13 protein-coding genes are annotated in these 14,125 nt (G+C 67.3%); 8 read left to right on the forward strand and 5 right to left on the reverse strand.

Annotated elements, in window-relative coordinates; translation table 11 throughout:
* Positions 1-10: 10 nt before the first annotated feature.
* Entirely contained in the window at positions 11-1,294 is a 1,284-nt protein-coding gene (gene murA, locus DV704_RS01455; protein WP_114797771.1) for a UDP-N-acetylglucosamine 1-carboxyvinyltransferase, read from the reverse strand.
* Positions 1,295-1,445: 151 nt separating this feature from the next.
* On the opposite strand from murA, the gene DV704_RS01460 reads away from it, so the two are divergent.
* Both DV704_RS01460 and DV704_RS01465 read left to right on the forward strand, forming a co-directional pair.
* Positions 1,446-1,664 carry a transcriptional regulator gene (locus tag DV704_RS01460; protein ID WP_114797772.1) on the forward strand — a complete coding sequence of 73 codons (219 nt, stop codon included), beginning with the start codon at positions 1,446-1,448 and terminating at the stop codon, positions 1,662-1,664.
* Positions 1,665-1,706: 42 nt separating this feature from the next.
* Complete coding sequence (locus DV704_RS01465; protein ID WP_114798004.1) at positions 1,707-2,342, forward strand: hypothetical protein; 636 nt, start codon at positions 1,707-1,709, stop codon at positions 2,340-2,342.
* 1 nt (position 2,343) lies between these two features.
* Here DV704_RS01465 and rnr read toward each other — a convergent pair whose 3' ends face one another.
* Together rnr and DV704_RS01475 are read right to left on the reverse strand one after the other, a co-directional pair.
* Positions 2,344-4,701, reverse strand: coding sequence for a ribonuclease R (gene rnr, locus DV704_RS01470; protein WP_114797773.1), 2,358 nt, complete (start codon positions 4,699-4,701; stop codon positions 2,344-2,346).
* 15 nt (positions 4,702-4,716) lie between these two features.
* The gene (locus DV704_RS01475; RefSeq protein WP_114797774.1) at positions 4,717-5,952 is read right to left on the reverse strand and encodes an aspartate aminotransferase family protein; all 1,236 of its coding nucleotides are present in this window, start codon (positions 5,950-5,952) and stop codon (positions 4,717-4,719) included.
* A 67-nt stretch (positions 5,953-6,019) separates the two neighbouring features.
* On the opposite strand from DV704_RS01475, the gene DV704_RS01480 reads away from it, so the two are divergent.
* Positions 6,020-6,976 carry a Wzz/FepE/Etk N-terminal domain-containing protein gene (locus tag DV704_RS01480; protein WP_114797775.1) on the forward strand — a complete coding sequence of 319 codons (957 nt, stop codon included), beginning with the start codon at positions 6,020-6,022 and terminating at the stop codon, positions 6,974-6,976.
* On the opposite strand, the gene DV704_RS01485 is transcribed toward DV704_RS01480, so the two are convergent.
* Complete coding sequence (locus tag DV704_RS01485) at positions 6,969-7,910, reverse strand: ribose-phosphate pyrophosphokinase (RefSeq protein WP_114797776.1); 942 nt, start codon at positions 7,908-7,910, stop codon at positions 6,969-6,971. The genes DV704_RS01480 and DV704_RS01485 overlap by 8 nt on opposite strands.
* A gap of 60 nt (positions 7,911-7,970) precedes the next feature.
* Here DV704_RS01485 and DV704_RS01490 point away from each other — a divergent pair, with 60 nt between their 5' ends.
* Genes DV704_RS01490 through DV704_RS01510 form a run of 5 tightly spaced genes read left to right on the forward strand, consistent with a single transcriptional unit; the run spans position 7,971 to position 12,679 of the window.
* Positions 7,971-9,065, forward strand: a complete 1,095-nt coding sequence (locus DV704_RS01490; RefSeq protein WP_114797777.1) for a phospholipase D-like domain-containing protein — start codon at positions 7,971-7,973, stop codon at positions 9,063-9,065.
* The gene (locus DV704_RS01495) at positions 9,029-9,625 is read left to right on the forward strand and encodes a nucleoside triphosphate pyrophosphatase (protein WP_114797778.1); all 597 of its coding nucleotides are present in this window, start codon (positions 9,029-9,031) and stop codon (positions 9,623-9,625) included. The genes DV704_RS01490 and DV704_RS01495 overlap by 37 nt, the downstream gene beginning before the upstream one ends.
* Positions 9,622-10,413 carry a rod shape-determining protein MreC gene (gene mreC / locus DV704_RS01500; protein WP_114797779.1) on the forward strand — a complete coding sequence of 264 codons (792 nt, stop codon included), beginning with the start codon at positions 9,622-9,624 and terminating at the stop codon, positions 10,411-10,413. The genes DV704_RS01495 and mreC overlap by 4 nt, the downstream gene beginning before the upstream one ends.
* A 26-nt stretch (positions 10,414-10,439) precedes the next feature.
* The gene (gene mreD / locus DV704_RS01505; RefSeq protein ID WP_114798005.1) at positions 10,440-10,910 is read left to right on the forward strand and encodes a rod shape-determining protein MreD; all 471 of its coding nucleotides are present in this window, start codon (positions 10,440-10,442) and stop codon (positions 10,908-10,910) included.
* Positions 10,911-10,921: 11 nt separating this feature from the next.
* Entirely contained in the window at positions 10,922-12,679 is a 1,758-nt protein-coding gene (locus tag DV704_RS01510; RefSeq protein WP_114797780.1) for a penicillin-binding transpeptidase domain-containing protein, read from the forward strand.
* Here DV704_RS01510 and DV704_RS01515 read toward each other — a convergent pair.
* Positions 12,633-14,123 (reverse strand): NAD(P)/FAD-dependent oxidoreductase, encoded by a 1,491-nt coding sequence (locus DV704_RS01515; protein ID WP_114797781.1) that lies wholly within the window; start codon positions 14,121-14,123, stop codon positions 12,633-12,635. The genes DV704_RS01510 and DV704_RS01515 overlap by 47 nt on opposite strands.
* Between the last annotated feature and the right edge of the window lie 2 nt (positions 14,124-14,125).

The raw sequence follows: 14,125 nt of genomic DNA on the forward strand, positions 1-14,125 counted from the left end.
CTTTTCCCATCTAGTCGGCCGCCAGGGCTAGATCGGGTCTTTGCAGGCCCACCTGGGCGCCCAGGCTTCTCAGGCGGTTCTCGATGTCCTCGTAGCCCCGCTCGATGTGCTCCAGGCCGCTGATGTGGCTTTCCCCCTCAGCGGCGAGGGCTGCGATGATCAGGCCGCCGCCAGCCCGGATGTCGCGGGCCTCCACCGCAGCCCCGCTGAGCGGGCGGCCCTGGATGATGAGGGTGCGGTCTTTGAGGGTGATATCGGCCCCCATCCGGGCCAGCTCGCTGGCATGGGTGAAGCGGTCGGGGTAGATGCGGTCGGAGACCAAAGAGGTGCCGGGCACGGTGCAGAGGTAGGCGCTGGCCGGGGGCTGCAGGTCGGTGACGAAGCCGGGGTACTCGCGGGCCTCGAGGTTGAAGGGCTGGGGCTGGGGGGTGGAGTCCAGGTGAATCCAGTCCTTGCCGGTGGTGATGCGGTGGCCCGAATAGGCCAGCTTGTCCAGGAGAGCATCCATGTGAAAGGGCTCCACCTGGGTGAGGGTGATGCTGCCCCGGGTGGCAGCGGCGGCCAGCAGGTAGGTGCCGGCCTCTATGCGGTCGGGAATCGGCCGGTAGCGTACCCCCTGCAGGTAGGGCTTTCCCTTGATGTGCAGGGTGCTGCTGCCAATGCCTTGGATCTCGGCCCCCATCTGCACGAGAAAATTGCACAGGTCGACGATTTCGGGCTCCTGCGGGGTGTTGACCAACACCGCCTCGCCCCCCAAAGCCGCGGCCATCAGGGCCTGCTCAGTGCCGCCCAGGGTGGGCAGGTCGTAGAACACCCGGCCAGAGGCGGGCCTTAGGCGGCGGGCGGTGTAGGCCACCCCCTGCTCGGTAATTTGGTGGCTCACCTCGAAGCCCAAAGCCCGCAGGGCCTTGATGTGCTGGTCCACCGGTCGTTCGGCAAAGGTGCACCCCCCCGGTAGGGGTACGGTGGCCTCGCCCGCACGGGCCGCCAGGGCCCCCAGCACGTTGAAGCTGGCCCGCATCCGGCTGACCAGCTCGAAGGGGGCTTGGGTGGAGGTGATCTCCGGGGTATGCAGGTGCAGGGTACGCCCTTCCCAGGCGTGGCGGGTCCCCAGGTGGCCCAAAAGCTCGAGCAAAACATCGATATCTCGCAGGCGCGGTACCTCCAGAAGCGTGACCGGCTCTGGGGTAAGGAGGCTGGCGGTCATCAGCTTGAGGGCAGAGTTCTTGGCGGGGAGCACGCGCAGCTCCCCCTGGAGGGGCTTGCCACCGCGAATCACGAGGGTTCGGTCCATACCTGGGTCTGCCTCCGGCTTTCTACAGCCTTGCGCGCTTTACACACAATACTCAATATGAGGATAGTTAGTCAGAGAAGTGTTGTCAAGTAAAGGCATACCGTGCTAAAGTTGGAGGTGAAGCGCAAACGGCAGCCCAGCCGCAGCGGATATGCCCAAGAAAGAGAAAAAACGCCTCCAGGTAGTAATCAGCGACGAGCAGGATGCGTTGCTGACCCGCCTGGCCTACGAGCTCTCCAGCCCTGAGCAGCTGGTCTCCAAGTCGGAGGTGGTCCGCCTGGCCATTGAGAAGCTGGCCGATGGCTTGGAGGAAGGCGCAGAGAAGCAGCGGCTTAGGGAACTTTTGAAGCGGCTCGATGCTGAGGAGTAGCCCCGATTGCGCAGGGGCCGGCCTTGTGCCATGCTTCTTTTTATGGCACGGTGGCTTGTCTACGGGCTTTTGGGGCTCCTCCTTTTTCTGGGGTTTGCGGGTTGGGGGGCTTATATCTTCCTGATCCGCCCAGCCCAGAATCTGGTAGGGGAGTTGCGCCAGATCATCGTTTTGGACGAGGGTATCCAGAACCAAACCCCCTACCGGCCGCCTGCTGATCAGCAGCTCAGCCAGCTCCAGGTGGAGCGTCTGCTGCGGGTGCAGCAGCGGGTGCGGGAGGGGTTGGGGGAGCGCTACCGCCAGGTTGAGGCCCGCTTGAACCAGCTCGCTCGCCAGCAAGCAGGGCTGCCCAACCTGGACTACCGCGCTGTCCTGGACCTTTTCCGCGACTCCAGCGCCCTTATGGTGGAGGCCAAGCGCCTTCAGGTGGAGGCGCTGAACCAGGAGGGGTTTTCTCGTGAGGAGTACGCCTGGGTCAGGCGGCAGGTCTATGCGGCTTTGGGGCTGGGCCTACCCCAGCTTGACCCCAACGAGGTCCTCCGCCAGATAGCTGCCCGGGACTTCAACCCGCGGGTGGCGCTGGAAAAGCCAGAGGCCCCTCCGGCCAATGTGCGCTTGGTCGAGGCCTACCGCCAGGAGCTCGAGGCCTACTACCCCTTCACCTGGTTTGGCCTGTGACTCAGGCAGGGGCGACCTGGGCCTTCTTCCGCCGCTTGCGGCGCTTCTTGCCGCTTGGGGTTTTGGCGTCTCCCACCGGGTTGTTCTCGCCCCAGGCACCGAAATAGACCTTTTGCAGCCGCACCTTGACCGGTTTGACAAAGCCCCGCCGCTCCTCTGGGGGGCCGACCACCCGCTTGGGACGGGCCCGGGCGTGGGGTGGGGGGCTCTTGGGTTCGCTGGCCCCCACTTTACGCTTGGGCTTTTTGTCTTTTGGCTTGGCTTCGGCAGGCTCGAGGTCAATCTGCCGGGCGGAAGGGTTGGCGCCCTCAATCTTCACTTCCATCTCGTCTCCTATGCGAATCCGGCGTTTGGTCTTCAGGCCCTCTAGGGCCAGCAGCTCTTCATGATAGTGGTACAGATCGTCGCGCAGGGCCGCAAGCCGCACCAGGCCTTCCACGCCGTTGGGCAGGGTAACGAAGACCCCAAAGTTGGTGACCCCCGAGACCGTGCCGGTGTAGACCTCCCCCCTGTGGCGCAAAGCCCAGAGGCACTGGTAGTAGCGGCTTAGCTCCCGCTCAGCGCTCTCGGCGGCCCGCTCCCGCTCGGAGACGTGCTGGGCCATCAGGGGAAAGCGCTGGGCCCAGGCCTCCTTGCGAGCCTTGGTGGCGCGGCGCCGCAGCAGGGTTCGCAGCACCCGGTGTACCACCAGGTCGGGGTAGCGCCGTATGGGGCTGGTGAAGTGCAGGTAGTGCTCCGCTGCCAGGCCAAAGTGGCCCAGGTTTTCGGCAGCATAGCGGGCCAGCCGCAGCGAGCGCAAAAGCAGGGTGGAGACCACCGGGGCCTCGGGCCTGCCCTCGGCCTGTTTCAGCACGGCCTGCAAGGCCTTGGGGCTGGGTTCGCCACCGGGCAGGCGGTAGCCGAGCTTCTCCAGGGCGTTAACCAGCTTGGTGTAGGCCTCCTGGCTGGGGTCCTCGTGCACCCGGAAGAGGGCCGGGATGTTGCGCTCGGCCAGGTGCTTGGCCACGATGCGGTTGGCCAGAAGCATTAGCTCTTCTATGAGGCTGCGGGCCCGGGGCTCGCGCAGGGGGATGAGGTGCAGGTTGCCTTCAGGGTCCACCTCTACGCGCACCTCGCTGAAGTTGAAGTCGAGCGCGCCCTGCTCGAGGCGCCGGGCCTTCAGGGTTTGGGTCAATTCCAGAAGGAGGGATAGGTCGGGGTGCAAAAGGGGGGGTATGGCTTCCTCGGGTAGGGGAGTACCCTTCTCTTTTGCCTCGGCAAAGGCCTCCACCGCCTCGTAGGTGAGCCGGGCCACGCTGCGGATTACCCCTTCGGCAAAGCGGTAGCCCCGGACCTTGCCCTCAGGCGACAGCTCGACCAGCACCGAAAGCACCAGCCGGTCCTCCCCTGGTTTGAGCGAGCAGATTCCGTTGGAGAGGGCTTCGGGCAGCATGGGGAGCACCCGCCCCGGCAGGTAGACGCTGGTGGCCCGCGCATAGGCCTCCTGGTCGAGGGGGCTGCCCTCGCGCACGTAGTGAGAGACGTCGGCGATGTGGATACCCACGCGGTAGTTTCCGTTGGGCAGGACCTCAATGTGGATGGCGTCGTCGAAGTCTTTGGCATCGGCCCCATCGATGGTAAAGACCCGCAGGCTGCGGAAGTCCTCCCGCCGGGCCACCTCGGCTGGGTCCAGGTGGGCCACCCGTTCGGCCTCGGCCAAAGCCTCAGGGGAGAAGCTGCTTTGCAGGCCGTACTTGGCGATGATGGCCTCGGTCTCCACCTCTGGGCCCTCCCCCTGGCCCAGGTAGGCCTGCACCTCGCCGTAGGGCTCCCCTTTGGGGGGAAAGACCACCCGGGCCAGCAGCCGGGCCCCGGCCTCTAGGCCCTCCAGCCCCTCTGGTTTGAGCTTGAGGGCGGGCAGGCGGGGGTCGTCGGGCTTGAGCCAGGCGTAGCCCTTCTTGAAGTAAAGCCGCCCCACCACCTGGTGGAGTGCCCGCTCCAGCACCTCCACCACCACCCCCCAGGGCCGGCCGTCCTTCCCGGGGGGGCGGGTCTCGGCCCGCACCCGGTCGCCGTGCCAGGACCCCCCCAGGTGCCCTTTGGGGATGTAGAGGTCGGGCAGGGCCGGGTTTGTGGGGACGACGAAGGCAAAGCCAGCGGGATGGGCCTGCAGGTGGCCCACAAAGCCCTTTTCGGTCTGGGCCTCGGGCAGCTCGTAGAGCTTGCGGCGGGGCTCCAGCACCTTGCCCTCGGCCACCAGCATGGCCAGGGCTTCCTTGGCCTCGTCCTTGTCCAGCCGAAGCCCCCGCACCACCTCGCGCAGGCTGAAGCGTTTCTTGGGCTGTTTTTTCAGGAACTCGTAGATCCGCTGCTCGAGCATAGGGGCGGCCCTGCCTCAGAGTACCCCCTCAAAGGCCTCTCGGGTAGCCTCCAGGGCGCCCTGGAGGGCCTCCAGGGCCTCCTCGAGGTGGGCTTTTTCCACGATCAGAGGGGGCTCCAGCCGCACCACCTTGGGGTTGTTGAGGCCGAAAGCGGTGATGACCCCTCGGGCGGCCAGCTCGGCCACCGCCACCGCCCCGATGTCGGCGTCGGTGAACTCCAGCCCCAGCATAAGCCCCCGGCCCCGCACCTCCGCGATGAGCTCGGGGAAGGCCCTTTGCAGCTCCTGCAGGCCCCGCATGAGGTAGGCCCCCATCTCCAGGGCCCGCCCCGGCAGGTCCTCGTCCACAATCACCTCCAGGGCCGCCAGGGCCGCCGCCGCGGCCAAGGGGTTGCCGCCGAAGGTGGAGGAGTGGACCAGGGGTTCAGTTTTGTAGATGGCGAGGATCTCCGGCCGGGCCAGGGTGGCCGAGATGGGCATCACCCCGCCCCCTAAGGCCTTGGCGCTCACCAGGATGTCGGGCTCTACGGCCTCCCAGTTCACCGCCCAGAGCCTCCCGGTGCGGCCCAGGCCGGTCTGCACCTCATCAGCGATCAAAAGCGCCCCTCGCTCCTGGGTGATGCGCCGCGCCTCGCGCAGGTAGCCTTCAGGGGGGACCCGGATTCCCCCTTCCCCCTGGATGGGCTCTATGATGACCGCTGCGGTCTCGGGGCCGACGGCCGCCTCGAGGGCCTCTGTGTCGCCGAAGGGCACCACCGTCACCCCGGGCAGAAGGGGCCGGGCCGGGGCCTGGTAGTTTTCGCGTGGGGTGACGGATAGGGCCCCAAGGGTCTTGCCGTGGTAGCCCCCCTGGGTGGTGACGAAGCCCGGCCGGCCGGTGTAGAAGCGGGCAAACTTGAGCGCAGCCTCCACCCCCTCGGCCCCTGAGTTGCCGAAATAGACCATGGAGAGCGGCCCCGGGGCCAGCTCCGCCAGCCGGGCGGCCAGCCGGGCGGTGGGCTCGGAGACCAGCACCCGCACCGACATGGGCATGCGCTCGAGCTGCCGTCTGACCGCTTCCACCACCCTAGGGTGCCGGTGGCCCAGCGAGAGGGTGCCGTAGAGGCCCAGGAAGTCCAGATAGCGCTTGCCTTCGGTGTCCCACACGTAGACCCCTTCGGCGTGGGACTCCACCCGGTCGAGCCCGGTGAAGCGCAGGAGGCCGGCTAAGCCAGGGTTGATGTGCCGCTCGAACAGCTCAAAGGGGGACATGCTCGGGCTCGAGTCTACCACGCTCTTCGACCCCTCTCACTTTAAACTGTAGTAGAGTGTCTAGGTGATGTCGAACGCAGCGCAGGCCACGGACGAGGTCTCACTCCGGGATATCTACCTGGTGCTCAAGCGCCGCAGCCGCCTGATTCTGGGCCTGACCTTGGGCCTAGCCCTGGCCACTCTGGCGGCGAGCCTCCTTTGGCCCAAGACCTACACCAGCCAGGTGGTCGTAAGCCTCTCGCTCTCCAACCAGTCGAACCAGGGGTTGCTCAACAACCTACCCTCCCTTCCGGGCCTGGCCCAGGGCTTCGTGGACCTGCAGCAGACCCGGCTGCTGGCCGACCAGCTTGGGGTGGACGACCCCACCCGCTACTACCGGGCCCGCTTCGACGAGAAGCGGGGCCTCCTCTCCCTCACCGCCCAGGGGCGCACCCCCGAGGAGGCCCACCAGCGGGCCGAGCAGATTCTCCAGGTGGCCCGCAGCTATCTGGAGCGCAACCTGCTGGAAGGGGCCCAGGCCAACCTGCGGGCCGCTTTGACCCAGGCCCAGCTCGACCTGCAGGTGGCCCGCGACGGGCTTGCGGGCATCCAGGTCCAGCTCAAGGAGGCCCCGGACCGGATCAGCCTGGACCCCGTGCTGGCAGCGGCCCTCGAGGCCCGGGGCAGCGACCCCCAGGCGGCCCGGGCCTCCAACCCAGCCTACACCAGCCTGAGCCTGGACGAGTCGCGCCTGCGCTCGCAGATCGCCCAGCTCGAGGCCCGCATCGCCACCCTGAGCGGCCTTTTACAGCAGCCCGATTCCATCAACCGGCTCATCAGCCAGGCCCTTTTGGTCCAGGTGCTGGTGCCCCCGGCCGAGCCCCTGCGCCCCAGCTTTCCCCGCCCCGCCCTCTTCACCCTGATCGCGGCCTTTTTGGGGCTGACTTTGGGGGTGCTGTGGGCCTTCGTGCTGGAGGCCATCCAGCCGGCCCCTGAACCGGCCCGAGCAGAGGGCTTGGAGGCCGCCCCGGCTGGAACTAGGTGAAGAGGGCGGAGACCGACTCCCCCCGGTGGATGCGCCAGATGGCCTCGGCAAAGAGAGGCCCCACGCTTAGCTGCTTGATTTTCTGGCTGGGCTGGGCCCGGTAGGTGCAGGTGTTGGTGGCGGCCACCTCCACGATGGGGGCTTTCTCGATACGCTCGATGGCCGGCCCCACATAAACCCCGTGGGTGAAGGCCGCGTAGACCGCCTCGGCCCCGTTTTGCATCAGCATCTCCGCAGCCTGGGCCAGGGTACCGGCGGTGGAGACCTCGTCGTCCACGATCAAGGCGGTCTTGCCCCGCACGTCCCCCACCAGGCCCCTCGAGGTTACCTCGGTATCCGAAAGCCGTTGCTTGTCGATGAAGGCGATGGGCAGGGCCAGCCGGCGGGCCAGCGAGCTGGCCCGCTTGAGGTCGCCGGCATCAGGGGCCACCACCACCGCATTCTCCAGGCGCTCCACCCGGGTGGCGAAGTAGTTGGCGATGACCGGCTCGGCCGAAAGGTGATCGACCGGCACCTTGAAGAAGCCGTGCACCTGGGCCGAGTGCAGCGTCATGGTCAGTACCCGGTCGGCCCCAGCGGTCTGGATGAGGTCGGCCACCAGCCGGGCGGCGATTGAGATGCGGGGGGCGTCCTTTTTGTCGCTGCGGGCGTAGGCGTAGTAGGGGATCACCGCGGTGACCCGGGCCGCGCTGCTGCTCTTGGCCGCGTCGATCATCATCAGAAGCTCGACCAGGTGGTCCTGCACAGGGGGGGTGAGGGACTGGATGATGAAGATGTCGCCCTCGCGCAGGCTCTGCTCATAGCGCACGAAGAGGCAGTCGTTGGCAAAGCGCTCGGTGGTGCTTTTGCCCAGGGGAATCCCCAGGTTCTCGGCAATCTCCCGGGCCAGCGCGGGATTGGACTGTCCACTAAATACCATCAAAGGTCGCTCCATAGCCGCCTGAAAGCATATCAGACGTTTTTAGGCGGGAGCGTTGTAAAGTAGACACCTGGCATGAGACCGCTGCGCAGACCCCGCCGCAGGCGAAACCGGCCGGTTTCGCTGGGCTGGCTTGTTTTTGCCCTGATCCTGCTGGGCTACACCCTGTGGCAGAACTACTTCCGCCCACTGCCTCCGGTGTACCGCTCGGAGGGGGGGCTGGAGGTCTACTTCATGCCTCTCCAGGGGCAGCAGGCCAAGCAGCGCCTGATCGAGCTGATTGGTTCTGCCGAGCGCCGGGTAGAGGTGGCCGCGCTGGAGCTGGAGGACCGCGAGATTGGACGGGCCCTCCTCGAGGCCGCCCAGCGGGGGGTGCGGGTGCGGTTTTTTGGCGAGTCCGACTACCGCCGCGAGCTGCGCGAGAGCCTGGGGGTGCGCAGCCAGAGCCAGGCCCGCTGTGAGAATCTGGCCCGGGTAGAGGTTTGCTACGATACCCGCGAAAACGCCCTAATGCACCACAAGTTCGTGTTGGTGGACGACCTGGGGGTCTGGACGGGCAGCACCAACCTGACCTGGAATGCCTTCGAGCGCAACGATGAGAACAGCCTCTGGCTGCCGGTGCCGGGTCTGGTCGAGGCCTACCGGGCGGAGTTCGATGCGATTTTCTCGGGTCAGGAAACAGGGCTGGGCCGCCCGGCCCGCTTCCAGATAGGCCGCCTTTGGGGCACCGTCTACTTCAGCCCTGCGGGGGGGCGCCTGGGCCGGGAGGCTATCCTGCGGCGGCTCGAGGAGGCCCGCAAGGAGGTGTGGGTGGCGGCCTTCGTGCTGACCGATGCCCGCGTTGTGGAGGCGCTGGTGGCGGCCCACCGGAGGGGTCTCTCGGTGCGGGTGTTGGTGGAAACCCGCAACCTGCGCAACTCCCATCTAGGGCCGCTAGCCCAGGCCGGGGTGGAGGTGCGCCAGGATGGCAACCCCCACACCATGCACCACAAGGTGATGGTCATCGACCAAACCTGGGTAATCACGGGCAGCTACAACTTCACCAACTCCGCATTTGGGCGCAACAACGAGAACTTGCTGATTCTGGAGGATGCGGACCTGGCGGAGCGGTACCGGGAGGAGGTGGAGCGGGTATGGCGTATGGGAAGGCCCCTGGGCTTCCTCCCCTAGTGCTAGCCTCGCAGAGCCCCCGCCGGGCCGAGCTTTTAGCCCGGCTGGGCCTGCCCTTCGAGGTGCGCCCGGCCCACCTGGACGAGGGGGGCCTGGCCCATCTGCCCCCCCTCCAGATGGCCCGGGCCCTGGCCGAGGCCAAGGCCCAGGCGGTAAGGGCAGAGGGGCGGTGGGTGCTGGCCGCCGACACGGTGGTGGCTCTGGGCGGGCGGGCGCTGGGCAAGCCGCGGGATCTGGAGGAGAACCGGGCCTTCCTAAAGCGCCTATCTGGGCGGACCCACACCGTTTACACTGCCTTTGCCATCGTGCAGCCCGGGGGAAGGCTTCACAGCGAGGTGGCCGAGGCCCAGGTGACCTTTCGCCAGCTTTTCCCCTGGGAGCTCGAGTGGTATTTGCAAAGCGGGGAAGGGCTGGACAAAGCCGGAGGCTACGGGGCCCAGGGGCGGGGAATGGTTTTCCTGAAGAGCCTTCAGGGCGATTTTTACACCGTGATGGGCCTGCCGGTGAGCCGGGTTTGGCAGTGCCTCATCGAGCTCGGCTACTTTTCAGGTGGGAGATGAGCGAGACCCTGTTGCGCCGAGTAGTGCTGGTGGGGCTTTTCTTCTTGGGAATCGTGCTGGCCACCGTCACCCGACAGGCTGCTCCCACCCTGCCAGGGGAGTTCTCAGCCCGCGTGGCCCCCCTCTTCGGCTTTTCCTTTCGCTTGGGGCAGAACCTGCGGGCCAGCCTGACCGCCCTTCTCGACCGGCGCGATCTGCGGGCTGAGCTGCGCAGGGTGCGGGCCGAGCTGGAGGAGTTGCGGCAGGAGAACCAGCGGCTTCTTTTGGAAAACCGGCGCCTCCAGGCCACCTTGCGGGTGCAGGCCGGCCAGGGTTTGGCGGTCCTTACGGTGGCCCCAGTCATCGATGAGGACGTCTCGGGCCTCTACCGGAGGCTTTTCCTGGGCGCGGGGTCGGCCCAGGGCCTGCGGGTAGGGATGCCGGTGACCACCCCGGGCGGCCTGGTGGGCATCATCACCGAAGTGGCCCCCAACCAGGCGGTGGTGCGCACCATCCTGGACCCCGAGTCGCGGGTGGGGGTGCGGCTGGCCAGTGCGCCGGGGCGGGGCGTTGCCTATGGGGCTCCACCCCGCTGGTTGCGGGTGGAGATGGCCCCCGATACGAGCGTCAAGCCTGGGGACAGGGTGGTCACCGGGGCGCTGCAGGGACTCTACCCGGCGGGCATCACCGTGGGGGTGGTGGAGCAGGTGCTACCTACCCCGCCGGGGGCTTTGAAGAAGGTTTTGCTGGTGCGGCCCGCGGTGCAGTTCTCCCTTTTGGAGGAGGTGCAGGTGCTGAAGCCCCTATAGTCCTCCAGGGGCGGCAGCCGATGCTTATGCGCGCTCTTTGGATGGTGGGGCTGGCCTTCCTTATGCAGGGCCTTTTCTCCGGGCTTCTGGGCGACAAACTTCCCCCGCCCGATTTCATCTACTTAGGGGCGCTGTTCCTGGCTGCCCGCAGCCATCCTCTGGCCGGGCTGCCCCTGGCCTTTGCCCTAGGCCTTCTGCAGGACCTGCTCTCGGCCGGTTACCCTGGGCTGCACGCGGTGGGGCTTCTATTCGCGGCCTACGCCTACTACCGGCTTTCGCGTTTGGTCCACTGGGAGGAGTTGGTGGGCCAGGTGGTGATCCTGGGGGGCAGCTTCATCGCCAAGTGGCTGGGCATCCTCCTGGTGGCCTTCTGGCTCAGGCTGGAGGTCTTCAACCCTCTCACCCTCTGGCCGGTTATCCTGCCGGAGATGCTTCTTACCCTGCTGGTGGCCCCGCTGTTCATCCGGCTTGGCCAGCGTTGGGCGCCGCAGCCGTAGGGGGGAGGAGGGTGAACAGCCGGGTCTGGGTTCTTCTGGGGCTTTTCTATCTGCTCCTTTTAGTCTTCGTGGGGCGGCTTTGGCAGCTCCAGGTGTTGCAGTACGAGCAGTATGCCACCCGCAGCCAGGGCAACTACCTGCGCACCGAGACCATCTTGGCCCCCAGGGGGCGAATCCTGGACCGCAACGGCCAGGTTCTTGCCACCAACCGGCTGGCGGTGGACCTGATTTATTTGGGCGGTCAGCTACACTTCAAGGAGCGCCTTTTGGCCCTGCTTGGGTTGAAGGAGCTGCCCAGGGTGGAGCGGGAGCCGGTGGAGCTCATGGCCAACCTACCCGAGGCGCTGGTGCCCACCCTGGCCGAGCTGGTGGCGATAGAACCCAACCTGAGGCTTGTTGAGCGCATCGAAAGGGTCTACCCCAACCCCGTCTCAGGGCCGGTGATGGGCTACACCGCTTTGCCCAACCAGGAGCAGATCAGGGCGGGCTATGACCCTGAAGAGCTGGTGGGGGTGTCGGGCCTCGAGGCCGCTTTGGAGAGCCATCTGCGGGGCATTAAAGGGGTGGTGCTGGCCGAGGTGAACGCCCGGGGCCAGCGGGTCCGCTACCAGGAGCTCCGCGAGCCCCAGGCGGGGAGCGACGTTTACCTTACCCTTGACCTTTCCCTTCAGCGGGCCGCTGAGCGGGCCTTGGAGGAGGCCGTGGTGGACATTAACCGAATCCGCCAGCGCAATGGGCTCCCCCTGGTGCGCCGGGCCAAAGGGGCCATCGTAGCGGTGGACCCGCGCAACGGCGAGGTTTTGGCCATGGCCACTGCGCCGGCTTTCGACCCCAACCTGTTTGGTCGCCGCCCGCGTCCCAGCGATAGAATTCGCGAACTCTTCACCGATAGGGATCGCCCCACCCTCAACCGCGCGATAAACGCCTACCCCCCGGGTTCGACCTACAAGCTGGTGAGCTCGAGCCTGGCGCTGGAGGCAGGGTATGTTAATCCGAGCACCACCTTTCGCTGCAGCCCCTACATCGTTTACGGGGGCATTCGGCGCAACTGGGCCCGCTACGACATGGGCCCCATGACCGTAAAGGAGGCCATCGCCCAAAGCTGCAATACCTGGTACTACCAGATGGCCCTGCTCGACCCTATTGGGATGGTGGACCGGCTCCACCGGCGGGCCCTCGAGCTCGGCCTGGGCCGCCCCACCGGGCTGGAGATTGGGGAGCAGGTGGGCGTTGTACCTTCTCGGGAGTGGAAGCGGGAGAACATCCCCAATGACCCCCGCTGGTGGCCGGGGGAGACGCTTTCTATAGTGATCGGGCAGGGCTACAACAAAGCCACCCCGGTGCAGATTGCCCGGATGCTGGCCACCATCGCCCAAGACGGCCAGCAGCCCGAGCTTCATCTGGTGCGCCGGATTGGCGACAAGGAGGTCAAACGGCCCACCAGCAAGGTGCCAGGGCGCTACTGGAGGGAGCTCAAGGAGGGACTGCGGCAGACGGTTACCCAGGGTACTGCGCGCCATGTGCTGGGCGACTTCCCAGTGGCCACCGCGGGCAAGACCGGCACCGCCCAGAATGAGACCCTCACCCCCGGCCTCGAGCACGCCTGGTACATGGGCTACGGGCCCTACGACCCTGCGGACCCCCGGCCGCCGCTGGTGGTGGTGGCCTTTTTCGAGAACGGCGGTGAGGGGAGCGGGGTGGCCCTCCCGGCGGTGCGCAAGGTCATGGCCGCATACTGGAGGCTAGGCTCGGAACTGGCGTCGCGCTAGCGCCTAGCCGGGAGAGCACCAGCGCAGCCACCCGCTCACCCCCCATGGCCACCGCCGGCACCGACTGGCCGGGGAAGACCGTCTCACCCACGCGAAAGAGGTTGGGAAAGGGGGTCTTGGGGCTCAGGGTACGCAGCGGATGCACCTGCGGATACCCGCCCACCCAGCCTTCCTTTCGCCGGGTGTAAAAGGCGAAGGTGTGGGGCGTGGCCCCCAGGAGGAAGAGGGCCGCTTCCTGAAAACCGGGGATAAGCCTCTCCACCTGGCCCGCCAGCCAGGCCTGCCAGCGGGCCTTTTTGGCCTGGTAGCTTTCTCGGTCGAGCCCCTGCCACTCTGCCAGAGGGGTGTGGACCGAGACCGAGACCGCCCGGTAACCCGGCGGGCCCCGGCGCGGGTCACCGGGGGCGGATAGGCTCACGAAGACCCAAGGGCCCTCCCCGGCCCACTGGCGGTAGGGGGCCCCGGGGGGTAGGGCGGCCTCGGGCAGCGCAGCATAGAGCGTGAAGGCCCCCCAGCCGTCGGCGGGTGGAGCAGCCTGCGGCCCTGGCAGCAGGGCGGCCAGGTCGGGCGGGGTCAGGTTGGCCACGAAGACCTCGGCCTCCAAGACCTCCCGCTCGCCCCGCCGGCGGCCCCCCAGGGCTATCTCCACTGCCCGCACCCTTCCTTCGGCTACGCGAAGCCTTTCCGCTCGGTGGCGGTAGAGCACCTGGCCTCCGTGCTTGCGGACGGCCTCGGCCAGGGTCTCGGCCACTACCCCCATGCCCCCCAGGGGCAGGACCGCCCCCCGGTGGGGCAGGTCCAGGGCCGCAGCGGCGAACAGTGCGTAGGTACGCCGGGCCTCGGCCTGGGCTGCTATTAGGAGCTGCGCATCCAGGAAGCGGCGGAAGAGAGGGTCGTCGGGGGTGTGGGCTACGGCAGGCCTTGCCAGGTCGGCCAGGAGGCCGGGTAGCTCGGCCCAGCGCGTCCGGCGCAGGCCGGTCTGCAGAAGCCCCCACAGTTCCCGCCCGTCGGCAGGGGGAAAGGGCAGGCCCGGAGCCAGGCGCCACAGAGCCTCGGCCCGCCGGGCCTGCCAGCGCCAGAACGGCTTCACTTTGGGGCCAAAGGCCTCGGTCTGGGCCTCCAGCTCAAAGCCCCTTCCCACAGGGCGGGGCACCACCCGGCCCTCCGGCAGCCAGACTTCCATCAGCGTCTCGCCTGGGCGGAGCTGCCGGACCGGGAACTGCACCCCCAAAGCCCGCTCGAGCCGGGTGAATACCCCTGCCTCGTCGAAGCCGGCCAGCAAGGTAGCCCCGGCGTCGAAACGGAAGCCCCGGTGGAAAAAGGTCCCCGCGGTGCCCCCAGGGTAGGTGTGGTGCTCGAGGACCACCACCTCCAGTCCGGCGCGGGCCAGCAGGGCGGCCGTGGTCAGGCCGCCCACCCCTGCCCCTATGATCACCGCGCGCATGG

The sequence above is a fragment of the Meiothermus sp. QL-1 genome (genome assembly GCF_003351145.1).
Taxonomy (GTDB): Bacteria; Deinococcota; Deinococci; order Deinococcales; family Thermaceae; genus Meiothermus.

Coding starts and splice junctions, on each gene's coding strand:
- murA (WP_114797771.1), bottom strand. CDS start 1,294: ATGGACCGAACCCTCGTGATTCGCGGTGGCAAGCCCCTCCAGGGGGAG.
- DV704_RS01460 (WP_114797772.1), top strand. CDS start 1,446: ATGCCCAAGAAAGAGAAAAAACGCCTCCAGGTAGTAATCAGCGACGAG.
- DV704_RS01465 (WP_114798004.1), top strand. CDS start 1,707: ATGGCACGGTGGCTTGTCTACGGGCTTTTGGGGCTCCTCCTTTTTCTG.
- rnr (WP_114797773.1), bottom strand. CDS start 4,701: ATGCTCGAGCAGCGGATCTACGAGTTCCTGAAAAAACAGCCCAAGAAA.
- DV704_RS01475 (WP_114797774.1), bottom strand. CDS start 5,952: ATGTCCCCCTTTGAGCTGTTCGAGCGGCACATCAACCCTGGCTTAGCC.
- DV704_RS01480 (WP_114797775.1), top strand. CDS start 6,020: ATGTCGAACGCAGCGCAGGCCACGGACGAGGTCTCACTCCGGGATATC.
- DV704_RS01485 (WP_114797776.1), bottom strand. CDS start 7,910: ATGGAGCGACCTTTGATGGTATTTAGTGGACAGTCCAATCCCGCGCTG.
- DV704_RS01490 (WP_114797777.1), top strand. CDS start 7,971: ATGAGACCGCTGCGCAGACCCCGCCGCAGGCGAAACCGGCCGGTTTCG.
- DV704_RS01495 (WP_114797778.1), top strand. CDS start 9,029: ATGGCGTATGGGAAGGCCCCTGGGCTTCCTCCCCTAGTGCTAGCCTCG.
- mreC (WP_114797779.1), top strand. CDS start 9,622: ATGAGCGAGACCCTGTTGCGCCGAGTAGTGCTGGTGGGGCTTTTCTTC.
- mreD (WP_114798005.1), top strand. CDS start 10,440: ATGCGCGCTCTTTGGATGGTGGGGCTGGCCTTCCTTATGCAGGGCCTT.
- DV704_RS01515 (WP_114797781.1), bottom strand. CDS start 14,123: ATGCGCGCGGTGATCATAGGGGCAGGGGTGGGCGGCCTGACCACGGCC.